Annotated in this window: 22 protein-coding genes; 9 read left to right on the forward strand and 13 right to left on the reverse strand. The window is 72.9% G+C overall.

Translation table 11 applies throughout. From position 1 onward, the window contains the following. The first annotated feature begins 35 nt into the window (after positions 1-35). From EDD54_RS00585 to EDD54_RS00600, 4 genes are all read left to right on the forward strand, one after another. Positions 36-470 (forward strand): DUF1489 family protein, encoded by a 435-nt coding sequence (locus EDD54_RS00585; RefSeq protein WP_126537558.1) that lies wholly within the window; start codon positions 36-38, stop codon positions 468-470. Between the two features lie 169 nt (positions 471-639). Further along, positions 640-2,025, forward strand: a complete 1,386-nt coding sequence (locus tag EDD54_RS00590) for a class II 3-deoxy-7-phosphoheptulonate synthase (protein WP_126537556.1) — start codon at positions 640-642, stop codon at positions 2,023-2,025. Positions 2,026-2,296: 271 nt separating this feature from the next. Then, the gene (locus EDD54_RS00595; RefSeq protein ID WP_126537554.1) at positions 2,297-2,830 is read left to right on the forward strand and encodes a response regulator; all 534 of its coding nucleotides are present in this window, start codon (positions 2,297-2,299) and stop codon (positions 2,828-2,830) included. A gap of 47 nt (positions 2,831-2,877) precedes the next feature. Beyond that, positions 2,878-4,560 (forward strand): NAD+ synthase, encoded by a 1,683-nt coding sequence (locus EDD54_RS00600; protein WP_126537552.1) that lies wholly within the window; start codon positions 2,878-2,880, stop codon positions 4,558-4,560. Between the two features lie 18 nt (positions 4,561-4,578). Here the strand turns inward: EDD54_RS00600 and EDD54_RS00605 are convergent, their stop codons facing one another. Beyond that, complete coding sequence (locus tag EDD54_RS00605; protein WP_126537550.1) at positions 4,579-5,256, reverse strand: hypothetical protein; 678 nt, start codon at positions 5,254-5,256, stop codon at positions 4,579-4,581. A 222-nt stretch (positions 5,257-5,478) separates the two neighbouring features. On the opposite strand from EDD54_RS00605, the gene EDD54_RS00610 reads away from it, so the two are divergent. Next, positions 5,479-5,994, forward strand: coding sequence for a CreA family protein (locus EDD54_RS00610; protein WP_126537548.1), 516 nt, complete (start codon positions 5,479-5,481; stop codon positions 5,992-5,994). Between the two features lie 163 nt (positions 5,995-6,157). Here EDD54_RS00610 and EDD54_RS00615 read toward each other — a convergent pair whose 3' ends face one another. The 9 genes from EDD54_RS00615 to EDD54_RS00655 all read right to left on the reverse strand — a co-directional run bounded on the left by EDD54_RS00615 (position 6,158) and on the right by EDD54_RS00655 (position 14,890). Continuing rightward, a complete protein-coding gene (locus EDD54_RS00615) occupies positions 6,158-7,036 on the reverse strand; it encodes a CE1 family esterase (RefSeq protein WP_126537546.1) in 879 nt (292 codons plus the stop codon). Positions 7,037-7,039: 3 nt separating this feature from the next. After that, positions 7,040-8,182, reverse strand: coding sequence for an OpgC family protein (locus tag EDD54_RS00620; RefSeq protein WP_245515604.1), 1,143 nt, complete (start codon positions 8,180-8,182; stop codon positions 7,040-7,042). Next, positions 8,172-9,809 (reverse strand): thiamine pyrophosphate-binding protein, encoded by a 1,638-nt coding sequence (locus EDD54_RS00625; protein WP_126537542.1) that lies wholly within the window; start codon positions 9,807-9,809, stop codon positions 8,172-8,174. Before EDD54_RS00625 ends, EDD54_RS00620 begins: the two co-directional genes overlap by 11 nt. Further along, complete coding sequence (locus tag EDD54_RS00630) at positions 9,806-10,297, reverse strand: hypothetical protein (protein ID WP_126537540.1); 492 nt, start codon at positions 10,295-10,297, stop codon at positions 9,806-9,808. The genes EDD54_RS00625 and EDD54_RS00630 overlap by 4 nt, the downstream gene beginning before the upstream one ends. Positions 10,298-10,349: 52 nt before the next feature. After that, positions 10,350-11,690 carry a tetratricopeptide repeat protein gene (locus tag EDD54_RS00635; protein ID WP_126537538.1) on the reverse strand — a complete coding sequence of 447 codons (1,341 nt, stop codon included), beginning with the start codon at positions 11,688-11,690 and terminating at the stop codon, positions 10,350-10,352. Further along, positions 11,690-11,941 (reverse strand): anti-sigma factor family protein, encoded by a 252-nt coding sequence (locus EDD54_RS00640; protein WP_126537536.1) that lies wholly within the window; start codon positions 11,939-11,941, stop codon positions 11,690-11,692. Before EDD54_RS00640 ends, EDD54_RS00635 begins: the two co-directional genes overlap by 1 nt. Before the next feature lie 82 nt (positions 11,942-12,023). Then, entirely contained in the window at positions 12,024-12,710 is a 687-nt protein-coding gene (locus EDD54_RS00645) for an RNA polymerase sigma factor (protein WP_126537534.1), read from the reverse strand. Between the two features lie 198 nt (positions 12,711-12,908). Further along, positions 12,909-14,234 carry a sensor histidine kinase gene (locus EDD54_RS00650; protein WP_208112131.1) on the reverse strand — a complete coding sequence of 442 codons (1,326 nt, stop codon included), beginning with the start codon at positions 14,232-14,234 and terminating at the stop codon, positions 12,909-12,911. After that, positions 14,231-14,890 (reverse strand): response regulator transcription factor, encoded by a 660-nt coding sequence (locus EDD54_RS00655; RefSeq protein ID WP_126537532.1) that lies wholly within the window; start codon positions 14,888-14,890, stop codon positions 14,231-14,233. Before EDD54_RS00655 ends, EDD54_RS00650 begins: the two co-directional genes overlap by 4 nt. 139 nt (positions 14,891-15,029) lie before the next feature. Here EDD54_RS00655 and EDD54_RS00660 point away from each other — a divergent pair, with 139 nt between their 5' ends. Genes EDD54_RS00660 through EDD54_RS00675 form a run of 4 tightly spaced genes read left to right on the forward strand, consistent with a single transcriptional unit; the run spans position 15,030 to position 19,280 of the window. Continuing rightward, entirely contained in the window at positions 15,030-15,530 is a 501-nt protein-coding gene (locus EDD54_RS00660) for a PepSY domain-containing protein (RefSeq protein ID WP_207620344.1), read from the forward strand. A 35-nt stretch (positions 15,531-15,565) separates the two neighbouring features. Beyond that, the gene (locus tag EDD54_RS00665) at positions 15,566-16,036 is read left to right on the forward strand and encodes a DUF2271 domain-containing protein (protein WP_126537530.1); all 471 of its coding nucleotides are present in this window, start codon (positions 15,566-15,568) and stop codon (positions 16,034-16,036) included. A 15-nt stretch (positions 16,037-16,051) separates the two neighbouring features. After that, positions 16,052-18,262: a PepSY domain-containing protein gene (locus EDD54_RS00670; RefSeq protein WP_126537528.1), complete on the forward strand. Its 2,211-nt coding sequence runs from the start codon at positions 16,052-16,054 to the stop codon at positions 18,260-18,262. Beyond that, positions 18,243-19,280 carry an FAD:protein FMN transferase gene (locus tag EDD54_RS00675; RefSeq protein ID WP_126537526.1) on the forward strand — a complete coding sequence of 346 codons (1,038 nt, stop codon included), beginning with the start codon at positions 18,243-18,245 and terminating at the stop codon, positions 19,278-19,280. Before EDD54_RS00670 ends, EDD54_RS00675 begins: the two co-directional genes overlap by 20 nt. On the opposite strand, the gene EDD54_RS00680 is transcribed toward EDD54_RS00675, so the two are convergent. Genes EDD54_RS00680 through EDD54_RS00690 form a run of 3 tightly spaced genes read right to left on the reverse strand, consistent with a single transcriptional unit; the run spans position 19,193 to position 24,443 of the window. Continuing rightward, positions 19,193-22,285: an efflux RND transporter permease subunit gene (locus EDD54_RS00680; protein ID WP_126537524.1), complete on the reverse strand. Its 3,093-nt coding sequence runs from the start codon at positions 22,283-22,285 to the stop codon at positions 19,193-19,195. The two genes, EDD54_RS00675 and EDD54_RS00680, sit on opposite strands and share 88 nt — an antisense overlap. Further along, a complete protein-coding gene (locus EDD54_RS00685) occupies positions 22,282-23,349 on the reverse strand; it encodes an efflux RND transporter periplasmic adaptor subunit (RefSeq protein WP_126537522.1) in 1,068 nt (355 codons plus the stop codon). The genes EDD54_RS00680 and EDD54_RS00685 overlap by 4 nt, the downstream gene beginning before the upstream one ends. Further along, positions 23,346-24,443: an efflux RND transporter periplasmic adaptor subunit gene (locus tag EDD54_RS00690; protein WP_165644463.1), complete on the reverse strand. Its 1,098-nt coding sequence runs from the start codon at positions 24,441-24,443 to the stop codon at positions 23,346-23,348. The genes EDD54_RS00685 and EDD54_RS00690 overlap by 4 nt, the downstream gene beginning before the upstream one ends. Positions 24,444-24,483: the final 40 nt, after the last annotated feature.

Genomic DNA, 24,483 nt, shown 5'->3' on the forward strand with positions numbered 1-24,483 from the left:
TGCGGGGTCCCCGTCACGCGAAGGTCCGGGCCGCCATGCCGCTCCACATCATCAAGCTCTGCGTCGGCGCCGAGAGTGTCGAGGACCTCGACCAGTGGATCCGGCTGCGCCTGCTCGACCTCGCCGCCGCCGGCCTCGAGCCGGAGCAGACCCATACCACCCGCATGTACCCGAAGCGCGCCGCCGAGATCGTCGGCGAGGGCTCGCTCTACTGGGTGATCAAGGGCGTGGTGCAGGTGCGCCAGCGCATCGTCGACATCCGTCCGGCCAAGGGTGCGGACGGCATCGAACGCTGCGACATCGTGCTCGACCCCGAGCTGGTGCGCACCGAACCGCGCGCACACCGCCCGTTCCAGGGCTGGCGCTACCTCGCCGACAAGGACGTCCCGCCGGACCTGCGCCGGATCACCGGCGCCGAGGACATGCACCCGGAGATGCGCCGCGCCCTCGCCGAACTGGCGCTGATCTGAGCAGCCGCGACCGCCCGCCGCATTTTTCCGCGCCAGCGCACGGCGCGTGCGCGATCTCGTGTATGGCGCGGAACGGGGGCGCCGTGTATAACCGCGCACCCGATCCATCGGGAGCATCGCAAGGGGAAGAACAACCTCACGCGCCGCAAGTCGTCGAAAGAGCAGGAACATGACCACCGCCTGGAAGCCCGACAGCTGGAGAGCCAAGCCCGTCCAGCAGGTCCCCGAGTATCCCGATCCGGCCGAACTCGCCGCCGTCGAAGGACGTCTGGCGACCTATCCGCCGCTGGTCTTCGCGGGCGAGGCGCGCAAGCTGAAGAAGCAGCTCGCCAAGGTGGCGGCCGGCGAGGCGTTTCTGCTCCAGGGCGGCGACTGCGCCGAGAGCTTCGCCGAGCACGGCGCGGACAACATCCGCGACTTCTTCCGCGTCTTCCTGCAGATGGCGGTCGTGCTGACCTACGCCGCGGCGCAGCCGGTGGTGAAGGTCGGCCGCATCGCCGGCCAGTTCGCCAAGCCGCGCTCCAAGCCGACCGAGACCGTCGGCGGCGTGACGCTGCCGGCCTACCGCGGCGACATCGTCAACGGCACCGAGTTCACCGCCGAGTCGCGCATCCCCGATCCGCAGCGCCAGGAGATGGCCTACCGGCAGTCGGCGGCGACGCTGAACCTCCTGCGCGCCTTCGCCCAGGGCGGCTACGCGAACCTCGACAACGTGCACCAGTGGATGCTCGGCTTCGTCAAGGGCTCGCCGCAGAGCCACCGCTATGCCCAGCTGGCCGACCGGATCACCGAGTCGCTCGCCTTCATGCGCGCCTGCGGCATCCATCCGGACACCGTGCCGGACATGCGCACGACCGACTTCTACACCAGCCACGAGGCGCTGCTGCTCGGCTACGAGCAGGCGCTGACCCGGGTCGATTCGACCACCGGCGACTGGTACGCGACGTCGGGCCACATGATCTGGATCGGCGACCGCACCCGCCAGCCGGACCACGCCCACGTCGAGTACTGCCGCGGCATCAACAACCCGATCGGCCTCAAGTGCGGCCCGTCGCTGCAGCCGGACGAGCTGATCCGCCTGATCGATCTCCTCAACCCGGAGAACGAGCCGGGCCGGCTGACGCTGATCGCCCGCTTCGGCGCCGACAAGGTGTTCGAGCACCTGCCGGGTCTCGTCCGCGCGGTCAAGCGCGAGGGCCGGTCGGTGGTGTGGTCCTGCGACCCGATGCACGGCAACACCATCACCGTGAACGAGTACAAGACCCGCCCGTTCGACCGCATCCTGCGCGAGGTCGAGGCCTTCTTCGCGGTTCACCGCGCCGAGGGCACCCACGCCGGCGGCATCCACGTCGAGATGACCGGGCGCGACGTCACCGAGTGCACCGGCGGCGCCGTGGCGATCTCGGCCGAGAACCTGTCGGACCGCTACCACACGCACTGCGACCCGCGGCTCAACGCCGATCAGGCGCTCGAACTGGCCTTCCTGGTCGCCGAGAACCTGAAGAAGGAGCGCGACGGCCGCGAGCCGGTCCGCTTCGCCATCGCCGGCGAGTGATCCCGGCGGCGGCAGCGACCGCCGCACCGATGTCGACCGCGAGAGGCGTCCCCCGAAAGGGGGGCGCCTCCGTCATTTTGGACGGAACTCGCCATTTTCGGCCGACAAATGCGGGTGACAATTATCATTCGCCTTATGTGTCATCTGGACTTTTATGTGATTCTTTCCGACTACTCTGCTACCTGGGGACGGTGAGGCTCCATCGCGCTCCGCAGCGCGACGGCGATCGGCTCGCACGGCGAGGCCGGGCGCCCGACAGCGAGGTCGAGGTATGACGACGAGCGTCTTTGTCGCGCTGGACCAGCTCCGCGTCGCGGTGGTCGACGACAACGCCTATTTCCGCCGGCTCGTCCGAACCATGCTGACCGGCCTCGGCGTCCGGCAGGTCGTCGAGGCGGCCACGGTCGAGGAGGGCTGGCAGGTCGCGACCCAGCAGACCCCCGACGTCCTCCTGGTCGACTGGAACCTCTCGGGGCAGGAGGGCGGCACGCTGCTCGACCGCATCCGCACCCACCACGACCTCGGCGTCGCCACCATGGCCGTGGTCTTCGTCAGCGCCCACACCGACAAGCGCCACGTCCTCGCCGCCGCCCGGCTCGGCGCCAACGACTTCATCGTCAAGCCGCTGTCGCCGCGGGTGCTCTACGAGCGCCTGAAGCGGCTTTCCACCAACCGCATCGAATACGTCCGCGTCGGCGGACGCCTCGTGCCGGGCCGCAGCGCGCCGGGCCGTGCCCCCGCCCAGCCGACCGCCGACCGGCGCCGCAAGGCCGGCGGCGGCGATCCGGGCGTCGTGTTCCTGTGAAGGCGCCGACCGTTGCCGCCGGTCCGGCGACGGTCTAAACGGGTGGCATGACCGCACCCGCTCCCATCGCCGACACCCTCCGGCTCGCCCTCGCGCAGCTCGATCCCGTCATGGGCGACGTCGACGGCAACCTCGCCCGCGCCCGCGCCGCCCGCGCCGAGGCCGCGGCGGCCGGGGCCGATCTCGTCGTCTTCTCCGAGCTGTTCGTCTGCGGCTACCTGCCGGAGGACCTCGTCCTCAAGCCGGCGCTGCAGCGGGCCTGCCGTGCCGCCGTCGAGGCGCTTGCCGCCGACACCGCCGACGGCGGCCCGGGCGTGCTGATCGGCACGCCCTGGGCCGAGGGCGGCCGACTGCACAACGCCGTCGTCCTGCTCGACGCCGGCCGCGTCGAGGCGGTGCGCTTCAAGGTCGACCTGCCCAACTACGGCGTCTTCGACGAGAAGCGCGTCTTCGCGCCCGGCCCGATGCCCGGCCCGGCGGTGTTCCGCGGTGTCCGCCTCGGCCTGCCGATCTGCGAGGATATCTGGGGCCCGGACGTCGTCGAGTGCCTGTCCGAGACCGGCACCGAGATCCTGGTGGTGGTCAACGGCTCGCCCTACCGCCGCACCGTCCACGACGAGCGGCTCCAGGTCGCCGTCGCCCGGGTCGTCGAGAGCGGCCTGCCGCTCGTCTACGTCAACCAGGTCGGCGGCCAGGACGAGCTCGTATTCGACGGCGCCTCCTTCGGGCTCTCGGCCGACCGCTCGCTCGCCTTCCGCATGGCCGACTTCCGCGAGGAGATCCGCCTCGTCGAGTGCCGGCGCCACGCCGACGGTGCCTGGGACCTCGTCGCCGAAACCGTTGCGGCGGCGCCCGAGCCGCTGGAGGCGATCTGGCGCGCCTGCGTGCTCGGCCTTGCCGACTACGTCGACAAGAACCGCTTCCCCGGCGTGGTCCTCGGCCTCTCCGGCGGCATCGACAGCGCGGTGGTCGCGGCCATGGCGGTCGACGCGCTCGGCGCCGAGCGGGTGCGCTGCCTGATGCTGCCCTACCGCTACACCTCGATGGACAGCCTCGAGGACGCCGCCGCCTGCGCCGCCGCCCTCGGCGTCTCCTACGACGTCGTTCCGATCGCCGATCCGGTCGAGGGCTTCCTGCAAGCGCTCGGGCCGCTGTTCGAGGGCCGGGCGGCCGACATCACCGAGGAGAACCTGCAGTCGCGCGCCCGCGGCACCATCCTGATGGCGGTGTCGAACAAGTTCGGGCCGATGGTGCTGACCACCGGCAACAAGTCCGAGATGTCGGTCGGCTACGCCACGCTCTACGGCGACATGAACGGCGGCTTCAATCCGATCAAGGACATCTACAAGACCGAGGTCTACCGCCTCGCCGCCTGGCGCAACGCCCACCGCCTCGCCGACCTTAAGGGCCCCGGCGGCGTCGTGATCCCGGAGCGGATCATCACCAAGGCGCCGACCGCGGAACTGCGCGAAAACCAGACCGACCAGGACTCGCTGCCGCCCTACGACGTGCTCGACGGCATCCTCGAATGCCTCGTCGAGCACGAGATGCCGCTCGCCGACGTGGTCGCGCGCGGTTTCGACCCCGCGACCGTGCGCCGGATCGAGCACCTGCTCTACATCGCCGAGTACAAGCGCCGGCAGGCGGCGCCGGGCGTCAAGATCACCACCCGCAATTTCGGCCGCGACCGTCGCTACCCGATCACCAACCGCTTCCGCGACCGCACCTGAACCGGTCCCGCGCGCCGTTCACGGCGTCGCGGTCGCCGGCGGGGCGAGCGGCGCGGCGGCGGTGTCGGCGCCGTCCTCGGCCGGGGCGGGCACCGTCGAGGCGTCGGCGTCCGGGATCTGCCAGTCCTCCGGCCGTGTCTCCGTCGCCGCGTCGGGCCGCGGCGTCGGCAGGACGTCGGGCGACAGCGCCGCCGGGATCACGCGCGGGCGACGGTCGGGCAGCGGCACCGCGCCCGGAACGGCGGTGCGCACCATCACGGTCGACGGCCGCGCGGGCCTCGCCGGCTTCACGCTCGCGCGGCGCGGCGTCGTCGCGGGAGGCGTGCAGGCGGCCGCGCGCATCTGTGCCAGGATCTCCTTGCGCCGTGTGCTCGCCGCGCCGGCGCTGCGGGCGGCCATGGCTTCCAGCGAGTCGAGGTTGGCGCGCATCCTGAGAATGGTGTCGAGCAGCACGAGGCAGCCGCCGCGGGACTGGAAGTCGCAGCCGGCGCGCTCGGACTCGGCGATCGCCCGTTCCAGCGCCTCGCGCTGGCGCGCCGCCGAGGCGCGGTAGCGCTTGGCGCCGTAGCCGCCGGCGTCGAGCCGGCCGAGTTCGCGGCCGAAGCCCGAGCACAGGCCCGCCGGGCCGGCCGCCTCCGCGGCGGGCGCGGCGAACAGCGGTGCGACGAGGGCGACGACGAGGAGGGCTCTACGCATGGGACGGGGGCCTCGGGCGCGACGGGAACGGACGGGGCTGACCGGGCCGACCATTGACCGCGCCCCCTCGAGGACGAGTTACACCACGCCGGCGCCGCGGTCGAATCACGGCATCTGGTAAATGCCGTATGAGTGCGGCGAGCGCCGCCCCTTTCCGATCGGACCCGCCGTGCCTACGTGAGCCTCGCGGCAGCGACGCCGCCCGTTCCGAGAGGTCGAGAGTTGAAATCCTTCGCCCGTGCCGCCGTCACCGCCTTCGCCCTCGCGCTCGGGGCCGCGAGCGCGGCCGCCGCCGAGGATCCGGACCTGATCTTCAAGCGCTCCACCGTGTGGAAGCTGCTGACGCCGGACCACAAGCTCGCCGTCTACGCGATCGACGATCCCGTGGTCGACGGCGTTGCCTGCCATTTCACCGTGCCTGAGAAGGGCGGCGTCGAGGGCATGCTCGGGCTCGCCGAGGAGACCTCCGACATCTCGCTCGCCTGCCGCCAGATCGGCCCGATCGCCTTCAAGGACAAGTTCGAGCAGGGATCGGACATGTACCGCGAGCGCCGTTCGCTGTTCTTCAAGAAGATGCAGATCGTCCGTGGCTGCGACGTCAAGCGCAACGTGCTGGTCTATCTGGTCTATTCCGACAAGCTGATCGAGGGCAGCCCGAAGAATTCCACCTCCACCGTGCCGATCATGCCCTGGGGCGACGCCCCCGCCCCGAAGTGCGCCGACTATCTCGACGACTGATACCTCTCCCGTGACGTCCCGACTTGTCGGGATCTCACGGGGTTTCGGCCATGCGGCCGGCGTCCGGTCGGACGCTCCTCGCCCGCAACGTTCCGACCATGGGGCGGAACGTTGCGCACTCGGTACGTCCCCGGCGCGAGCCAAGGCGCCGACGGTCTCGCCTTCAGGGCCGCGGCTTCGCGGCGTCGATCTCCGCCAGCAGCCGGTCGAGCCCGCCGGCAAGCCACGCGGGATCGACCTCGTGGCCGCGGTCGTGGATGCAGACGGCGATCGGACCGCGGGCGCAGCCCGGCGTTTCGTCGCAGACGACGCCGGCGATGGTGACCCGCCGCGGCGGCTCGGCGGCGCAGCCGGCCTTCTCGCGCGCGATCGCGAGGCTGGCGAAGGCGTCGCCCTGATGCCAGCGGTTGCCGATCGCCCGTCCCGCCAGCGGAAAGGTGCGGTCGGCCGTGCCGTGGAAGTGGACGATCGGCGGTGGCGTCGCGGCACAGTCGGCCGGCGTCGGCAGCGGGTTCCAGAACACGCCGGAGAAGGTGACGGCGCCGGCGACCCGGTCGCCGGAATGGCAGACCGTGTACCATGCCATCGAGGCGCCCTGGGAGAAGCCGCCGACGATGGTGCGGTCCGGGCCGATGCCGAAGCGTTCGTCGAGGTCGGCCAGGATCTGGCGCACGTAGGCGGTCTCGTCGCGGTAGCGGCCGGGGGCGTTCTCGTGGCTCCACGTGCCGTAGAGTCCGTCGGGCGCGACGAAGGCGAGGCCGCGGTCGAGCGCGACCCTGACCAGCGCCGTCTTGCGCATCTCCTCCCGCGCCGACGCCATGTAGCCGTGGAAGAACACCAGAGCCCCGCGCGGCGCGGCGCCCTCCGGCAGGGCGATCCGGTAGTCGCCGAGCGGCAGCCGGCAGGGCACGTCGCCGCCGCAGGCGAGGTCCGCCGCGGCGACGCTCGGCGCGAGCAGCGCCATCGATGCCGCGAACGCCGCGCCGGCGACGCGGAGAGCAATCGTCGAACGGATCCGGTCCGGACGGGTCGTCTGCGGCATCGGTCAACCTTTCCAGGGTGCGGACTTGAACCAGCCGGCCACGTGGGCGACGGCGGTGAGCACGGCGAAGCCGAGGAGATTGGCCGCGGCGGTGGCGATCGGCCCGCGGCCGAGGTGGTCGAGCAGGATGCCGAGCGCCTGTGCCACCACCATGCCGGCGACGAACACGGCGAGCGACTGCTGCCCCACCCGCCGCACCACGCCGGCGCCCCGGCCGGCGAGCAGCCGGCTCGTCGGCGGCACCAGCGCCCAGGCGAGCCAGGCGACGGCGAGGAAGTGCACGAGCCGCAGCGCGCCGAAGTCGGTCTTGCGGGTCAGCGGTTCGATCGCGGCGGCGGCGGCGGCGAAGGTCGGCGACGCCTGGAGCACGGCGTACCACGCGAACGGCACCGACAGCACCACCACCGCCACCGCCGCCGCCACCAGGGCCGGCCGCGGCGCCGGCGGCCGCAACAGGCCGCGGCGAATCGAGAAGCCGAGGAAGAACAGCAACTGCCAGCCGAACGGATCGAAGAACCAGGGCCGGTCCGACCACGGCTCGGCCGGCAGGTCGAGCAGCCCGAACTGGGCGAGCAGCCAGAGCTGGAACGACACCGCCAGCGGCACGTGCGGATCGATCCGCTCCAGCGCCAGCATCGCCGGCATCATCGCCAGCATGACGAGGTACATCGGCAGGATGTCGAAGTAGTTCGGCACGTAGGTCAGCGTCAGGAACCGCGCCGCGAGCCCGGCCGGGTCGGCCGCGAAGCGCTGCAGGTTCAGCGTCGCCACGTAGCTCTGGCCGCTCGGCGTCGTGCCGGCGGCACCTAGAAGGGCGAGCACGGCGACGAAGACGCAGACGTGCGCCCAGTAGACCTGCCAGATCCGCTGCGCCACCCGGGCGACGCCGAGGCGGAAGCCGGCGCGGTCGAAGGTCGAGCCGAAGGCGATCGCCGAGGCGATGCCGGACAGGAACACGAAGATCTCGGTGGCGTCGGAGAAGCCGAAGCGCGCCGGGATCCACAGCGTCCACTGGTTCTCCGGGATGTGGGCGACCAGGATGATGTACATCCCGACGCCGCGGAAGAAGTCGAGCCGCGGGTCGCGCACGCGGCCCGCCCGAACGGGCGGCAGCGGGACGGCGCCCGCGGCGAGATCAGAACGCACCGTCGTATTCATCGGCGTCGAACCGGCAGGCGAGGAGGGAGAAGCGGTCGCGGACCCTGGCGTCGTCGAGTTCGCGGGCGAGCGCCGCGGCGTCGGTGACGGTGGCGCCGTGGCCGCCGAAGGCGCGGGCGAGCGCGGCGAAGTCGGTCGGGCCGATGTCGACGCCGGCACGGGCGAGGCCGGCGGCCTTCTGCTTCAGAGCGATCAGGGCGAGGGATTCGTCCTGGAACACCACCACGGTCAGCGGCAGGCCGCAGTCGCGCAGGGTGGCGAGTTCGCCGAGGCCCATTTCGAGCCCACCGTCGCCCATCACCGCCACGACCCGACGCTCGGGCGCGGCGATCTTGGCGCCGATGGCGGTCGGCAGCGCCGTCGCCATGGTGCAGAAGCCGGCCGACTGCAGCAGCGTCACGGGTCTCCGTGCCGTCCAGAGCTGCGACAGCAGGATGCGGTGCGCGCCGCTGTCGACGGTGACGACGTCGCCGTCGCCGACGTGGGCGCGCAGCGTCGCGACGATGGCGTGCGGCCCGAACCGGTCGGGGCCTGCGAAGCGGGCCGCGAGACGGGCGCGGAGCGCCTCGACCTCGCCGCGCGGCCAACCCTGATGGCCCCCGATCGTCGCGACCAGCGCGGCGGCGGTCGCGGCCACCGGCGCCTCGAGGCGCAGCGCGGCGCGGTGCATGCCGTGGTCGAAGCGGTGCGGCGCGATTTCGACGGTGCGGGCGGGGTCAAAGGCGTCGAGCCAGCCGACCCGCATCTCGATCGGGTCGTAGCCGATGAGGATGACGAGGTCGGCGGCGCGGACCGCCTCCATCAGGATCGCGTCGGCGGCCGGCGACAGGCCGGCGGCGCCGAGCGCCAGCGGGTGGTCCTCCGGAATCGCGCCCTTGGCCTTGTAGGTGGTGACCACCGCCGCCCCGATCGCCTCGGCGAGGGTGGCGACGGCGCCGCCGCCGTGGTCGAGCGCGGCGGCGAAGCCGGCGACGATCAGCGGCCGGCGCGCGGTCGCAATCCGGTCGGCGATCCGGCCGACGGCGGGGTCGCCCGCCCGCGGCGAGAGGTGGAGTACCGCGGTCGGGCCGGGCGCGGCGGTATCGGCGGGGCGGTCGACCACGGTCGCGGCGACGCCCGGCGAGAGGTCGAGGTGGACGGGACCGGCCGGTCCGTCGAGCGCGGCGGCGAGGGCGCGCGCCACGGTGGCGCCGGCACCCTCGGCCTCGATCTCGACGCTCGTCTTGACGAGCGGGGCCAACAGTGCGCGATGGTCGATCACCTGATGGGTGAAGCGGCCGCGGATGGTGCGGTCGACGACGCCCGACAGCACCACCAGCGGTACGCGCTCCTGCGCGGCGTCGGCGATGCCGTCGACGGCGTTGGCGAGGCCCGGGCCGATCGTGGTGACGAGGAGGGCGGGCCGCCCGGTTGCAGCCCAGGCGCCCGCCGCCATCGCGGCGGCGGCGGTCTCGTGGCGGGCGAGCGTGAAGTCGATCCCGGCGCGCCCGAGCGCGTCGACGATTTCGACCACCTCGCCGCCGGGCATGCCGAAGACGTGGCGGACGCCGTGCGCCGCCAGCGTACGGGCGACGACGTCCGCCACCCGCGTCCGCGCCGGATCGGCCGCGGTCATCGGCCGGCCTCGCGCCATGCGACGACCAGCGCGACGGTGACGCCGAAGATCAGGTGTCCGGCGAGCGAGGCCCACGCGAGCGGTACGAAGCCGAGGAAGGGCGGCAGCCCGGCGATCAGGTGGGCCATCACGTAGAGCGCGAAGACCCAGAGGCCGATGCCGAAGCCGAGGCCGGTCGGCAGCAACGGCAGCGTCGGGAGCAGCAGCCGCTGCAGCGGCCGGGCGACAAAGAGATAGCCGATCGGATAGGCGACCACGCCGACCAGGGCGTGGACGACCTCGGCCGCGAAGCGGCTCTGCCAGCCGAACACCGACTGCACCAACGCGGCCGGCTCCAGCGGCCCGCCGACCAGCATCGGGGTGATCAGGCGCGCCCACCCCTCCCAGAGCAGGTCGGCGGCGAGGCCGGCGAGGAGGATGGTGCGCCAGAGGCGGCCGTCGAGGGCGGGGAAGAGCGGCACGTGGCGGGGCATGTCCATGGACGACATGGATCGGATCTCCTGGCGAGGAACGGGCGATGAGAAGACGAGGACCGGCCGCTCAGGCGAGCGGGCGGTGCGGACGGTCGGCGCGGGCGCGGCGGTCGACCGCCGCGATCAGGTGATCCTCCGCCTTGAGGCGGTGGCGGGTGCGGTGGATCGCGGTCCGCGCGCTCTCGTCGCCGCGCCGGCCGGCGATCTCGGCGAGATGGAGCACGAAGAGGTCGCGCTGGGCGTTGCTGCCGCCGATGCGCGGCAGGTCGACCGCGAGGCGATCGAGCGCGCCGGTGCCGCGGCCGTCGGCGAGGCCGGCGATCACGCGGGCGACCGGCAGGCCGACGTCGCGGGCGACCCGGGCCTGATCGCCGGTGCCGGCGGCGCGAGCCTCCATGGCCGCGACGAGATCGGCGACGCCGACGGAGTCGCCGAGCGCGGCGAGCGCCACCAGCGTGTGCAGCATCGCGAACACCAGCGTCGAGTCGGTACGGCGACGGCGGGCGATCTCGGCGAGGTCGGCCCAGCGCTCGCCGACGTCGACGCCGGAGCGGTCGAGCCGCCACAACAGCGAGACGGCGTTGGCCATGTCGCGGAAGTCGTCGGTCGGCTGCGGCCGGACCTCGTCGTCGTAGAGCGCCAGCACGGCGTCGTGCTCGCCGCGTTCGAGCCGCAACAGGGCGACGTGCCAGGCCATGTGGAACGAGAAATTGTTGCAGCGCGACCAGTGCGGCCGGCCGGCTTCGAGCCAGTCGATGCCCTTCTGCGTCTCGCCGCGCATCTCGAACACGTGGCCGACGGCGTGCAGGCCCCAGGCGTCCTCGGGCTGCAGCGCTACGGCGCGGCGGCCGTAGTGCTCTGCGGCCTCGTAGGCGCCGTGCTCCTCGAGCGCGAAGGCGTGGCAGCCGAGCAGGAAGCCGGCGGCCGGGTTGGCGGCGTCCCAGGCCGGCAGCATCCGCTCGGAGGCGGCGAGCATGCCGGCGGCGTCGCCCGCCATGAAGCGGAGCGCGTGCCCGATCTTGAACGGCAGGAACACCGCCGGACGGTCGGCGAAGCCGCGGTCGAGCACGTCGATGGCGGCGCGGAAGCTGCCGCCGACGGCGGCGCGGAGGGCCGCGACCAGGACACGCTCGTCGGCGGTGCCGCCGTCGCGCGCCCCGAGCGCCCGCTCGGCTTCGGCGGCGGCCGCGGCGGCGGGGAACTCGAGCTCCTCGCGGGCGAGGATCAGGTTGGCGAAGCCCTTGAGGACGTGGGCGGCGACGTCGTCGGGATCGGCCGACAGCGTACGGGCCAGCGCGGCGCCGACACTGGGGCGGTGGGCGCCGAGGCCGTGCACGGCCTCGGCGAAGGCCGAGCGCGCCGCGGCGTCGGTGGTGGAGGTGTCGAGGCCGTAGTGGTCGGTCGTCATCACGGGGCGCCCTTGCCGGTGTCGGTGGAGGGACCGTCACCGAGACCGAGCCGCGTCACCACGGCGTCGGGCGCTTCCGTGCGGAAGCTCGCGGCGGCGATGCGTCGGGTGAGACGCAGGCCGCGCACGTATGTCCGGCAGTTCGAGCACATGGCGATGTGCAGCGCCACGCCGAGACGGTCGCCCACGGGACCGTCGCGGTCCACGTAGTCGTTCGCCTTCTCGGGAATGTCGCGGCACTTGATCGTCACGTCGCGTCCTCGGCTCTGTCGGACCGGTGCGGTTCCGCCGATGGGACGCCGCAGGGACCGCGGACGTTACTATGCCTGGACTTCACGCTTTCGCGAGCGCGGAATTCCTTTCCGTCGCGGCGAGATCCTCGAGAAAGCCGCGCAGCTTGGCGCGGGCGCGGTGGAGCAGCACGCGCTGGTTCTCGGGCGTGATCTCGAGCAGGCTGCAGGTCTCGTCGGCGTCGCGGCCCTCGACGTCGCGCATGATCAGGACGGCGCGCTGGTTCGGCGGCAGCGTCTCGATGCGCGCGCGCACGCTCCGCCACAGCTCGCGGCCCATCACGATTCGTTCCGGGCTGAGACCGTCGAGCGGTATCGGCGGGTCGGCCCAGTGCCCGTCGGGCGCGAAGCGAGCGGGATCGACCAACGCGCCGTCGTCGCCGCCGCTCTCCCTGTCCTCGTCGAGCTGGACGAAGTGGCGCTGCTTGCGCAGGTGCGAGCGCGCCTTGTTCATCAGGATGGCGATGATCCAGGTCGACAGCGCGGCGCGGCCGTCGAAGCCGTCGATTCCGGCCATCACGGCGATCCAGGTGTCCTGCGCCACGTCCTCGGCGACGCCGGCGTCCTTCACGACGGTCCGCGCCAGCGAGACCAGCGCGGCGTGGTGCCGCCGGACGAGGTCCGTCACGGCCGCCGGGTCCTTGGCCTTGAGCCGGCCGAGGAAGATCCGGTCCGCCGCGATGCGGATGCCGAAGCCGGCCGCGGCGATCCAGAACGAGATCGAAGCCATCGCGCACCCTGTCGCGTCTCTCGCCCGTGCACCGGCACGGCCCGACGGCCGGCGCCGAGACCCGGCACCGACCGGCCGGCCCCCGCCGGCGGACGCTCTTCCCACCACACCCTGGCTAGCACGGCGCGTGCCGGGGCTGAACCGACATCGACGCGATCCTGCGGCCCGGCGCCTTCACGCCGTAGTGAAACGGATGGCTCACGCGGGCAGCTTCACCTCCGCGGCGAAACCGTCGGGGCGGCCGGGGGCGGGCGAGCGGAGGGCGAGGGTGGTGCCGGCGCCGCGGGCGACGGCGTCGACGATGGCGAGGCCGAGGCCGGTGCCGTCGGCGCCGGTGGCGCCACGCTCGAACGGGCGCGACAGCCGGGCGAGCACGTCGGCGGGCACGACCGCGCCGCCGTTGACCACCGCGAGCCGGCCGTCCGGATCGAGCCGAACCGAGACGGTCTCGCGCGCGTCGCCGTGCTTCAGCGCGTTCTCGACGAGGTTGCGGACGAGGATCGACAGGGCGTCGGGATCCATGCGCGTCGACACCGCCCCGTCCGGCAGGGCGAGCGCCAGCCGCCCGGCGGCGTCCGGTGCGCGGGCGACGTCGGCGCAGACGAGGCGGACGATCGGGCCGGCGTCGTAGGGCGCCTCGGCGAGCAGGCGGCCGCCCTCGGCGCGGGCGAGCTGCATCAGCTTCTCGGCGAGCCGCGCCAGCGTCTTCAGCGTCGCCTCGATGGTGCGTGCGCGTTCGGCCGTGCGTGAATCGCGCGTCTCGGCGAGGAGGCGCTGGGTCTGGGCGAGGGCGGAGGCGATCGGGGTCCGGAGCTCGTGGGCGCTGTTGGCGGTGAAGCTGCGCTCGGCCTCGAGGGTGCGGCGGAGCCGGTCGAGCAGATGATTCACCGCCGCGGCGATCGGCTCGATCTCGGACGGCATCGGTCCGGCGGCGAGCGGGGTCATGTCGCCGGCACCACGGGTCTCGATGGCGGCGCAGAGCCGGCGGATCGGCCGCATCCCGGCCCGCACCGCCAGCCAGACGCCGGCGAAGGACAGCGGCACCAGGAGCGCGATCGGCAGCGCCAGCGCCTCGGCGGCGTGGTTCACCGCGGCGCGGCGGACGGCGATCGGTTCGGCGAGCAGGATGGTCAGCGAGCCCTTCAGCGCCGCCTCGGCGTAGATTCGGTGCGTCGCGGTGGTGGAGAAGCCCGCGGGCACGGAGGCCGGAAAGATCGCGGGATCGGCGTCGTGCGAGGCGAGCACGATCGTGCCGGCCTCGTCGCGCACCACGTAGGTCAGCAGCTCGTGGTGCGGCCGGACCGGGGCGACGCGTTGCAGGTCGGTCGGCTCGCGGTCGATGATCTCCATCACCGCCAGCGGCAGGATGCGCTGGGCGGTCTCCTGGATCGCGCTGTCGAACACCTCGCCCATCTCGTGGCGCATCACCGCGTAGGCAGCGGCCGACGCCGCCAGCCAGACCAGCGCGAGCCCGATCGAGAGCGCCGCGGCCAGCCGCGCCTGCAGGCTCCGCGGCGCCGTCACGGTACCCCCAGCCGGTAGCCGAGGCCGCGCACGGTCTCGATCGCCGTCGGCCCGAGCTTCTTGCGCAGGCGGCTGACGTGGACCTCGATCGTGTTGCTGTCGACCTCGCGGTCGAAGGCGTAGAGCCGTTCCTCGAGCTGACCCTTGGAGAGGATCGTGCCCGGCCTCTGCACGAGGCCCTCGAACAGCGCCCATTCGCGCGCCGTCAGCGCCACCGGCCGGCCGGCGCGGCGGACCGCCTTGGCGGCAAGGTCGACCTGGAGGTCGCCGACGGAGACCAGCGGGTTCGGGTTGCCGTGGTAGCGCCGCGACACCGCCGAGAGCCGCGCGCCGAGTTCGTGCAGGTCGAAGGGCTTGACGAGATAGTCGTCGGCGCCGGCGTTGAGCCCGGCGATGCGGTCGGAGATCTGGTCCATGGCGGTGAGCACGATCACCGGCGTGACGTCGCCGGCCGCCCGGAGCGCCTTCAGGAAGTCGAGGCCGCGGCCGTCGGGCAGCATCAGGTCGAGCAGCACGAGCTCGTAGGGCGCGGCGGCCATGTGGTCGCGGGCGTCGGCGAGCCGCGTCACCCAGTCGACCGAATGGCCGTCGTCGGCGATCTGGTCGCGCACCGCCGAGCCGAGCCCGCGGTCGTCCTCGATCAACAGCACCCGCACGCCGAGCCCCCTTGTCCCTCGACTTCTTCTGCCCGTCGGACCTGACGGGAAGCTGAAGCCGATCCTGCACCGTCTTCAGGCCGCCGTCAGCTTCGGGGCCGAGCGTATGCGGCGTGGAACGAGCCGGGGAGTGCCCGAGATGAAGACGAGAACCTGGATCGCGGCGATGGCCGTGGTCGTGTCCGGCGCCGGCGCGGCGCTCGCCGACGACGACGGCTGCGAGGCCCGCGTCGGCGACTGGCAGCCGCGCAGCGCCGTGGTGAAGATGGCCGAACAGCGCGGCTGGACCGTCCAGCGCATCAAGACCGACGACGGCTGCTACGAGATCGTCTGCACCGATCGCGAAGGCCGCAGCTTCGAGGCCATCGTCGATCCGGCGACGCTCGAGGTGATCGCGACCGAGAGCCGCCGCGGCGGCCACGACCGCCACGGCGACGGCCGGGACGCCCGCGGCCACGGCGACGACGACCACCGCCGGAGCGCCGAATCCGGCCGCCGCGGTCACGACGACGAGGACGACGAGGACGACGACGAGGGCGGCCGCCGCACCCCGCCGGCCGGTCCGAGCGACCCGAACGCGCCCGTGCCGGACAACGGCCTCTTCAACGGCAAGCTCCGCCCCAAGGTCCAGGTGCAGTGAGCACCGGCCGCAACGAAGATCCGAGGACGACCTTGATGAAGATCACCACCACCGCCCTCGCGGCCGCGACGGCGCTCGCCGTTCCCGGCCTCGCCGAGGCCCGCGAGATCACCTTCGAGACCACGCTGAAGAACTACGGCGGCGACGGCGCCTACGTGGTGATCTACGTCGTCGACGCTTCGGGCGCCTACAAGGGCACGCTGTGGATGGCCGGCGGCAAGGCCAAGTACTACCGCCACCTCTCCGACTGGGAGGCCGCCTCCGGCGGGGCCCGCGCCGAGATCGACGGCATCACCGGCGCCAGCGTCGGCGCCGGCCGCACCCTGAAGATCACCGCCGACCTCGCCGACGCGCTGATCGACGGCGGCTTCGAGATCCGCGTCGACACCGCCGTCGAGGACATGCGCGACAACCCTTCCGACGTCGTCGCGCCGCTGACCTCCGCCGGCAACGGCAAGCCGGTGGCCGGCCGCGGCTACGTCGAGAGCTTCACCTACAGCTTCTGAACCGGACGCATGCCCATGTTCCGCAAGATCCACTCGATCCCCGGCCTCGCCGCCGCGCTGCTCGTCGCCGTCACGGCGGCGACGGGGGCGGTGCTGTCGGTCCAGCCGGCGCTGCAGCGCCTCGAGGCCACCGTGCCCGCCCGTGGCGAGGTCACCGTGGCGGCGCTGGCCGAACGGGTGCAGGCCGCGCTGCCGGGCGTCGAGTCGATCGAGCGCAAGCCCTCGGGCCTGATCGTCGCCACCTGGTTCGACCCGGACAGGCCGGGCATGGCGACGATCGATCCGCGGACCGGTGCGGTCACCGGCGCCTACGAGCCGTCGGGCACCGTGCGCTGGATCACCAACCTGCATCGCAAGCTGCTCGCCGACGACACCGGCCGCGCCGTGGTCGGCTTCGGTGCCGCGGCCATGCTGCTGCTGACGCTGTCCGGCACCGCGATGCTGGCCCAGCGCCTCGGCGGCTGGCGCCGGCTGTTCGGTCCGATTCGCGGCTCGGCGAGTGGCCGCCTCCACGCCGAACTCGGCCGTGCCGCGGTCGCCGGGCTGGTGCTGTCGGCGGCCACCGGTCTCCTCCTGTCGGCGACCACCTTCGAGTTCCTGCCCGACGGCGCCCCCGCCGAGGCGGCGCCCGCCGAGGCCTCCGGCGGTCCGGCCCTGCCGGTCGGCGAACTCGGCGCCCTGAAGGCGGTCGACCTCGCGGATCTGCGCAAGCTCGCCTTCCCCGATCCGGGCGATCCCACCGACGTCGTCACCCTGACCACCGCCTCGGGCGAGGCCACTGTCGACCCGGCCACCGGCGCCGTCCTGACCGCGGCCGAGAACGACGCCTGGCAGACCGCGTCGCAATGGATCTACGCCCTGCACACCGGCGAGGGCCTGTGGTGGCTGGCGCTGGTGCTCGGTGCGAGTTCGGCCGTCGTCCCGGTCCTCACCGGCACCGGCCTCGTGATCTGGGTCGCCCGTCGCCGCGCCCGGCCGCGGATCGCCCACGACGCCGGCGCCCAGTCTGCCGACACCGTGATCCTGGTCGGCAGCGAGGGCAATTCGACCTGGGGATTCGCCGCCACGCTGCACGCCGCGCTGACCGCCGCCGGCCATCGCGTCCACACGAGGGCGATGAACGACGTCGCCGTCTTCCGCCACGCCCGTCGCGTCGTCGTGCTGACGGCCACCTACGGCGACGGCGAGGCGCCCGCGTCGGCGCGGCGCTTCGCGGAGCGCTTGGCGCGGCTGCCGGCCGCCCCGGCGCCCGCCTTCGCGGTGCTCGGCTTCGGCGACCGCGGCTTCGCGCACTACTGCGGCTTCGCCGAGACCGTCGACGCGGCGCTCGCCGCGACCGGCATGGCACGCCTGCTCGACCTCGGCCGGATCGACCGCCAGTCGGCCCAGGCCTTCTCCCAATGGGGCGCCGACCTCGGCGCCGCGCTCGGGATCGAGCTTGCGCTCGCCCACGTCCCGTCGCGGCCCCGGACGTCGCGGCTGCGTCTCGTCGCGCGCGAGGACTACGGCCTCGCCGTCGACGCGCCGACCGCGGTGCTGCGCTTCGCGCCGGCCGAGCCGGGTCCGTCGCTGCACGCCCGCCTGTTCGGGGCGCGCCTGCCGAGCTTCGAGGCCGGTGACCTCGTCGGCGTGCTGGCGCCGGGCAGCGACGTCGCGCGCTTCTATTCGCTCGCCTCGGCGACGCGGGACGGCGTGCTCGAGATCTGCGTCCGCCGCCACCCCGGCGGGCTCTGCTCGGGCTTCCTGAACGATCTTCCCGTCGGCGGCGAGATCGACGCCTTCGTGCGCGCCAACCCCGGCTTCCGCCCGGCGCCCGGCTCCGCGCCGGTGATCCTGGTCGGCGCCGGCACCGGCATCGGCCCGCTCGCGGGCTTCATCCGCCACAACGACCACCGCCGGCCGATGCACCTCTGGTTCGGCGCCCGCAACCCGGCCTCCGACTTCCTCTACCGCCAGGACCTCGACCGCTGGCTGGCCGAGCGCCGCCTCACCGGGCTCCACACCGCCTTCTCCCGTGTCGCCACGCGCACCCACGTCCAGGACCGCCTCGAGGCCGACGCCGAGACCGTGCGGACGCTGGTGGCGAAGGGCGCGCAGGTCATGGTCTGCGGCGGTCGCGACATGGCGGCGGGTGTCGCCGAGGTGATCGGTGCGGCGCTGCGCCCGCTCGGGCTCACCGTCGAGGCGCTGAAACGGGAGGGACGCTATGTCGAGGACGTCTACTGAAGCGGCCTGCGGCCTTCGCCGGGTCGCGCTCGACGGCCCGACCATGGGCAGCCGCTGGACCGCGGTCTGGCACGACGACGGCGCGGTCGACGCCATGGCGGTCGGCCGCGCGCTGGCGGCCGCGGTCGGCGCGGTCGACGACGCGATGTCGACCTGGAAGCCGGAGTCCGACCTGATGCGGCTGAACCGTGCCGCGGTCGGGCCGTGGCATCCGGTGCCGGCGAGCCTCGCCGTCGTGCTCGACACCGCGCTCGCGATCCGCCGTGCCAGCGCCGGCGCCTTCGACGTCGGCGTCGGCCGCCTCGTCGCCGACTGGGGCTTCGGCGCCCACGCCGGCAAGGCGGACGGCCTCCCCGCCGCGCCCGGCGGTCTCGACGTTGCGACCCTCGAGGTCGACGTCGCCGGCGCGCGCGTCCGCAAGCTCGCCCCGACGGCGCTCGATCTCTCAGGCATCGCCAAGGGCTTCGGCGTCGACGAACTCGCCCGCGTCCTCGACGCGGCCGGCATCGAGAACCACCTCGTCGGGATCGACGGCGAGATGCGCGCCCGCGGCCGCAAGCCCGACGGCGCGCCGTGGGCGATCGCCGTCGAGCGGCCGGAGCCGGGCGTGCGCGCCGTCCACGGCGTCGTCGCGCTCGAGGACGTCGCGGTCGCCACCTCCGGCGACTACCGCCACTTCCGCGGCGAGGGGGCCGACCGGATCTCCCACACCGTCGACCCGCGCAGCAGCCGTCCGGTGCGGAACGCCGTCGCCTCGGTGACGGTGCTGGCGTCGACAGCGATGGTCGCCGACGCCGCCGCCACCGCGATCACCGTGCTCGGTTCCGACGAGGGTCTCGCCTTCGCCGGCCGTCTAGGTCTCGACGCGCTCGTCCTCCTGCGGCGGCCCGACGGCACGCTCGAGGAGCGCGCCGGCGGGCGCTTCGCCGCTCAGGCGGACGTCGCCGCCTCCGCAGGCGAGGCGTCCTCGGTGGGTGGCGTCTCGTCGGGCGCCTCGATCCGGAACCACGCCACGTAGAGCGCGGGCAGGAACAGCAGCGTCAGCACGGTGCCGACGATGATGCCGCCCATCATCGCGTAGGCCATCGGGCCCCAGAAGATCTCGCGCGAGATCGGGATCAGCGCGAGGCTGGCGGCCGCGGCGGTCAGCATGATCGGCCGCATCCGGTGCTCGGTCGCCTCGCGCACCGCGTGCCAGGCTTCCATGCCCTCGGCGAGCAGGGTCTCGATCTGGTCGACCAGGATCACCGAGTTGCGGATCAGGATGCCGATCAGCGCGAGGATTCCGAGGATGGCGACGAAGCCCATCGGCGCCCCGCTCGGCAGCAGGGCCGCGACCACGCCGATCAGCGCCAGCGGCGCCACCGCGAACACCAGGACGAGCCGACTGAAGCTCTGCAGCTGGATCATCAGGATGGTCGCCATCACGAACAGCATCAGCGGCGCCACCGCGACGATCGGGCCCTGGCTCTTGGCGCTCTGCTCGACCGTGCCGGCGACTTCGACGTGGTATCCGGCCGGCAGGCTCGCCCGGAAGGCGTCGACCGCGCCGGACAGCCGCTCGACCACGGTGGCGGGCTGGAGGTTGTCCGAGATCGCGGCGCGCACGGTCACCGTCGGCACCCGAGAGCGCGTCCACACCACCGGTTGCTCGACCTCGTAGTGGAAGGTCGCGACGGCGGCGAGCGGCACCGAGCGGCCGTCGCCGGTCGGCAGCTGGAGGTTCGACAGGCCCTCGATCGAGCCGCGCTCGGCCGCCACCGCCCGGCCGACCACGTCGATCAGGTAGACGTCGTCGCGCAGCTGGGTCGCCGTGGTGCCGCCGACGATGCCGTTCAGCGTCGAGGCGATCGTCTCCGAGGAGATGCCGAGCTGGCGCGCCCGGTCCTGCAGGACGTCGACCTTCACGACCCGCGCCGGCTCGTTCCAGTCGAAGGTGACGACGCCGAGATGCGGGCTGGTCGCCATCACGTTGCCGAGGGCGAGCGCGAATTCGCGCACCTTGTCGATGTCCGGTCCGCCGACGCGGTAGGCGACCGGCCGGCCGACGGGCGGGCCGATGTCGAGCAGCTTCACGTAGGCGTCGGTGTTGGGGAAGGTCTTCGCGAGATAGTCCGAGAGCTGCGCCCGCAGCCGGTCGCGGGCCGCGATGTCCTTCGTGACGATCACGGTCTGGCCGAAGGCGGGGCTCGCCGGCTGGACGTCGAAGCTCAGCACGAAGCGCACGGCGCCCTGGCCGACGTAGCTCGACCAGCGTTCGACGTCCGGATTGGCGTCGAGCTGCTCCTTCTCGAAGCGGGCGATCTGGTCCGAGGTCTCGGCGATCGAGGCGTTCTGCGGCAGGTTCCAGTCGACGATCAGCTCGGTGCGGTCGGAGGAGGGGAAGAACTGCTGCTGGACGAACTGCATGGCGTAGACGGACACCGCGAACACCGCGAGCGTCGCACCGATCGTGACCCAGCGCCAACGCATGCACCACCCGAGCATCGCCGAGAACACGCGCCCGAACACGCCCTTCGAGCCGTGGTGCTGCTTCATCGTCTTCGGCAGGATGGCGACGCCGAGCAGCGGCGTGAACAGCACCGCCACCACCCAGGACAGCACCAGCGACGTCGCGATCACCACGAACAGCGTGAAGGTGAATTCGCCGGCGGCGCTGTTGTTGAGGCCGACCGGGATGAAGCCGGCGACCGTCACCAGCGTGCCCGTCAGCATTGGGAAGGCGGTGGAGGTGTAGACGTAGGTCGCCGCCTTCCGGAGGCTGTCGCCGGCCTCGAGCCGCGCCACCATCATCTCGACCGCGATCATCGCGTCGTCGACGAGGAGGCCGAGCGCGATGATCAGCGCGCCAAGCGAGATCCGCTGCAGCGATATGCCGGCGTATTCCATCACCACGAAGGTCATGGCGAGCACCAGCGGAATCGCCACCGCCACGACGAGACCGGCGCGGAGGCCCAGGCTGACGAAGCTGACCGCGAGCACGATCGCCACCGCCTCGAACAGCGCCTTGGTGAAGCCGGACACCGCCTCCTCGACCACCTTGGGCTGGTCGGAGACGAGGTGCACGCCGATGCCGACCGGGAGCTCGGCCTCGATGCGGTTCATCTCCTCCTGCAGCGCCTCGCCGAACACGAGCAGGTTGGCGCCGGCCTTCATGCCGACCGCGAGGCCGATCGCCGGCTCGCCGTCGAAGCGGAACAGGGAGGACGGCGGATCGGCGTAGCCGCGGGTGATGGTGGCGACGTCGGTGAGGCGGAAGAAGCGGTCGTTCACGCGCAGGTTGATGTCGCGCAGGCTCTGCTCCGAGGTGAACTGGCCGCCGACGCGCACGGCGACGCGCTGCGGTCCGGCCTCGACCACGCCCGAGGGCGCCACGGCGTTCTGCGCCTGCAGCGTGTCGACCACCGTCTGCTGGGTGATGCCGTAGGCGGCGAGTTGGCGCGGCGAGAACTCGAGATAGATCACCTCGTCCTCGGCGCCGATCAGGTCGACCTTGCCGACGTTCGGCACCGTCAGGATCTTCGAGCGGGCGTCCTCGACGTAGTCGCGCAGCTCGCGCTTGCCGAAGCCGTCCGAGGTGAAGGCGTAGATGTTGCCGTAGACGTCGCCGAAATCGTCGTTGAAGCCGATCCCGGTCACCCCGCTCGGCATCTCGCCGCGGATGTCGCCGACCATGTTGCGGACGCGGACCCAGACGTCGGCAACCTCTTTCGCCCTGGTGGTGTCGCGCAGGTCGACGAAGATCGTGGTGCGCCCCGGCACGGTCATGCTGCGGGTGCGGTCGAGCTGCGGCAGTTCCTCGAGCTTCTTCTCGATGCGCTCGGTGACCTGCTTCATCGTCTCCTCGACGGTGGCGCCGGGCCACGCCGCCGAGATCACCATCGTCTTGATGGTGAAGGCCGGATCCTCCTCGCGGCCGAGATTCATGTAGGAGAACAGGCCAGCCACCGAGAAGACCAGCATGAAGTACCAGAGCAGGGACCGGTGGTTCAGCGCCCACTCGGAGAGGTTGAACTTCTTCATCGTACCGCTCCGTCGATCCTGACGCGCTGCCCTTCGGCGAGGCTGTTCACGCCGGCCGTCACCACCCGCTCGCCCTCGGCGAGACCGTCGAGCACGACCCATTGGCCGTCCGGCGCCGGCCGCACCGTCACCGGCCGCGTCGCCACGCTGGCGCCGTCGGCCGACACCACCCAGACGCGCCGCGCCCCGTCGGCCCCGAACACCGCCGCCTGCGGCAGCGCCAGGAAGCCGGCGTCGTCGCCGGGCAGCGCCACGGTCACGATCGAACCGAGCCGGAACCGATCGTCGGGGCTGTCGAGCGCGATCTTGACGCGCCGCGTCCGCGTCACCGGATCGGCCAGCGGCGCGATCTCGCGAACGGCGCCTGCCGCCACGATCGCCGGGGCGAGTTGGAGGCGCACCTGCAGCGCCGTGCCGAGCGCGAGGCGCCCGGCCATGGCGTCCGGCAGGTCGACGACGGCGTCGCGCCGGTCGGGGCTCGCCACCGTCACCACCGACTGGCCGGCGGCGACGACCTGTCCGGGCTCGGCCGACACCGCGGTGACGACGCCGTCGAACTCGGCGACCAGGCTGGCGTAGCCGAGCTGTTCGCGCGCCTTGGCGAGCGCGGCCATCGCCTGGGTCGCCGCCGAACGCGCCGCCTCCAGCGCCTGGACGGCGTTGTCGAGGTCGGCCTGGGTCGCCGTGTTGCTCTGCCGGAGCGCGCGCTGGCGCGCCTCGACGCCGACGGCGTTGGCGAGCGTGGCGTTGGCGCCGGTGGCCGCGGCCTCGGCGGAATCGACCGCCTGCTGCAGCACGGTGGTCTCGAGGGCGGCGAGCCGCTCGCCCTTGCGCACGAGGTCGCCGACGTCGACGTCGCGGGCGACCATGCGGCCGAGGATGCGGAAGCTGTAGTCGGTGCTGACCCTGGGATCGACGACGCCGGTGAACACCGGCGCCTGATCGCGGAACGGGCGGATCTCTACGGACTTGACGGGCCGCGGCGGCGCCTCTGCGGCCGGTTCGTCCGGTTGGCAGGCGGCGAGCGGCAGGGCGAGTCCCGCGGCGAGGAGGAGGCGGATCATCGGGACGCGGTCTCCTCTGCGACGGTGACGGCCTCGCCGGGCCGGAGCAGCGTGGTGCCGCCGACGACCACCCGGTCGCCGGCCGCGAGGCCGCCGTCGACGACGACGGCGTCGGTCCGGTAGGAGCCGACCACCACCGGCCGGGGCGTCACCACGCCGCTCGCCGGATCGAATACCCACACCGCGGGCTTGCCGCCGGCGGTCGTCAGCGCGGCGGGCGGTACCACGACGACGTCGGCGCGGGCGACGGTGCCGGTGCCGCTGACCGCGGCGCCGAGGGTCATCGCCGCCGGTGCGTCGTCGAGACCGATCTTGACGCGCACCGTACCGGTGCCGGCGTCGACGCTCGGCGCGATCTGGCGCACCCGGCCGCTGGTCGCGACCGAGGGATCGCTCACCAAGGCCACCGCGATCGTCGCCGGTTCGCCGGCGGTCTGGTCGAGCAGCAGGCCCTCGTAGATGTCGAACAGGGCGTCGCGCGGGCCGTCCCAGGCGATCGTGAACACGGTCGCCGCCGCCTGCGCGGTCTCGCCGACGTCGAGCAGCCGCTGGGTGACGACGCCGTCGGCGTCGGCGGCGAGATCGGTGTAGGTCAGCGACTCCTCGGCGCTGGCGAGCTGCGCCCGCGCGGACTCGGCCCCGGCCACCGCGACCTTCAGCGTCCGATCGGCCTGTTCGAAGTCGCGGCGCGTGGTGAAGCCCTGGTCGAGCAGCGCCTTCGAGCGGTCGAAGGCAGCCTTCGCCTGCCGGACCTGCGCGTCCGCGGCGTCGACGCCCGCCCGGGCCGACTGCACGTCGGCGGTCTGGGTCTCGACGTCGAGCCTCGCCAGCACCTGCCCCTTGCGGACGCGGTCACCGACGTCGACCAGCCGCTCGACGATCCGTCCGCTGGTGCGGAAGGAGAGGGCGGTCTCGGTGCGGGCCGCGATCGTACCGGTCAGCGTCACGGTCCGGTCGAGCCGGGTCGGCACGACCTCGACCACCTGGACCGCCGGCCGACGCGGCCCCGGGCCGGACGACTCCGGCTGGCAGGCCGCCAAGAGGGGAACGAGTGCGGCCGTGGTGAGGCCGAGGAGGAATGGTCGCCTTGTCACGGTTCGCCTCGAAGCTCCGGGTTTCCGCGAATGTCCAATC

The organism is Oharaeibacter diazotrophicus, from assembly GCF_004362745.1.
GTDB lineage: Bacteria > Pseudomonadota > Alphaproteobacteria > Rhizobiales > Pleomorphomonadaceae > Oharaeibacter > Oharaeibacter diazotrophicus.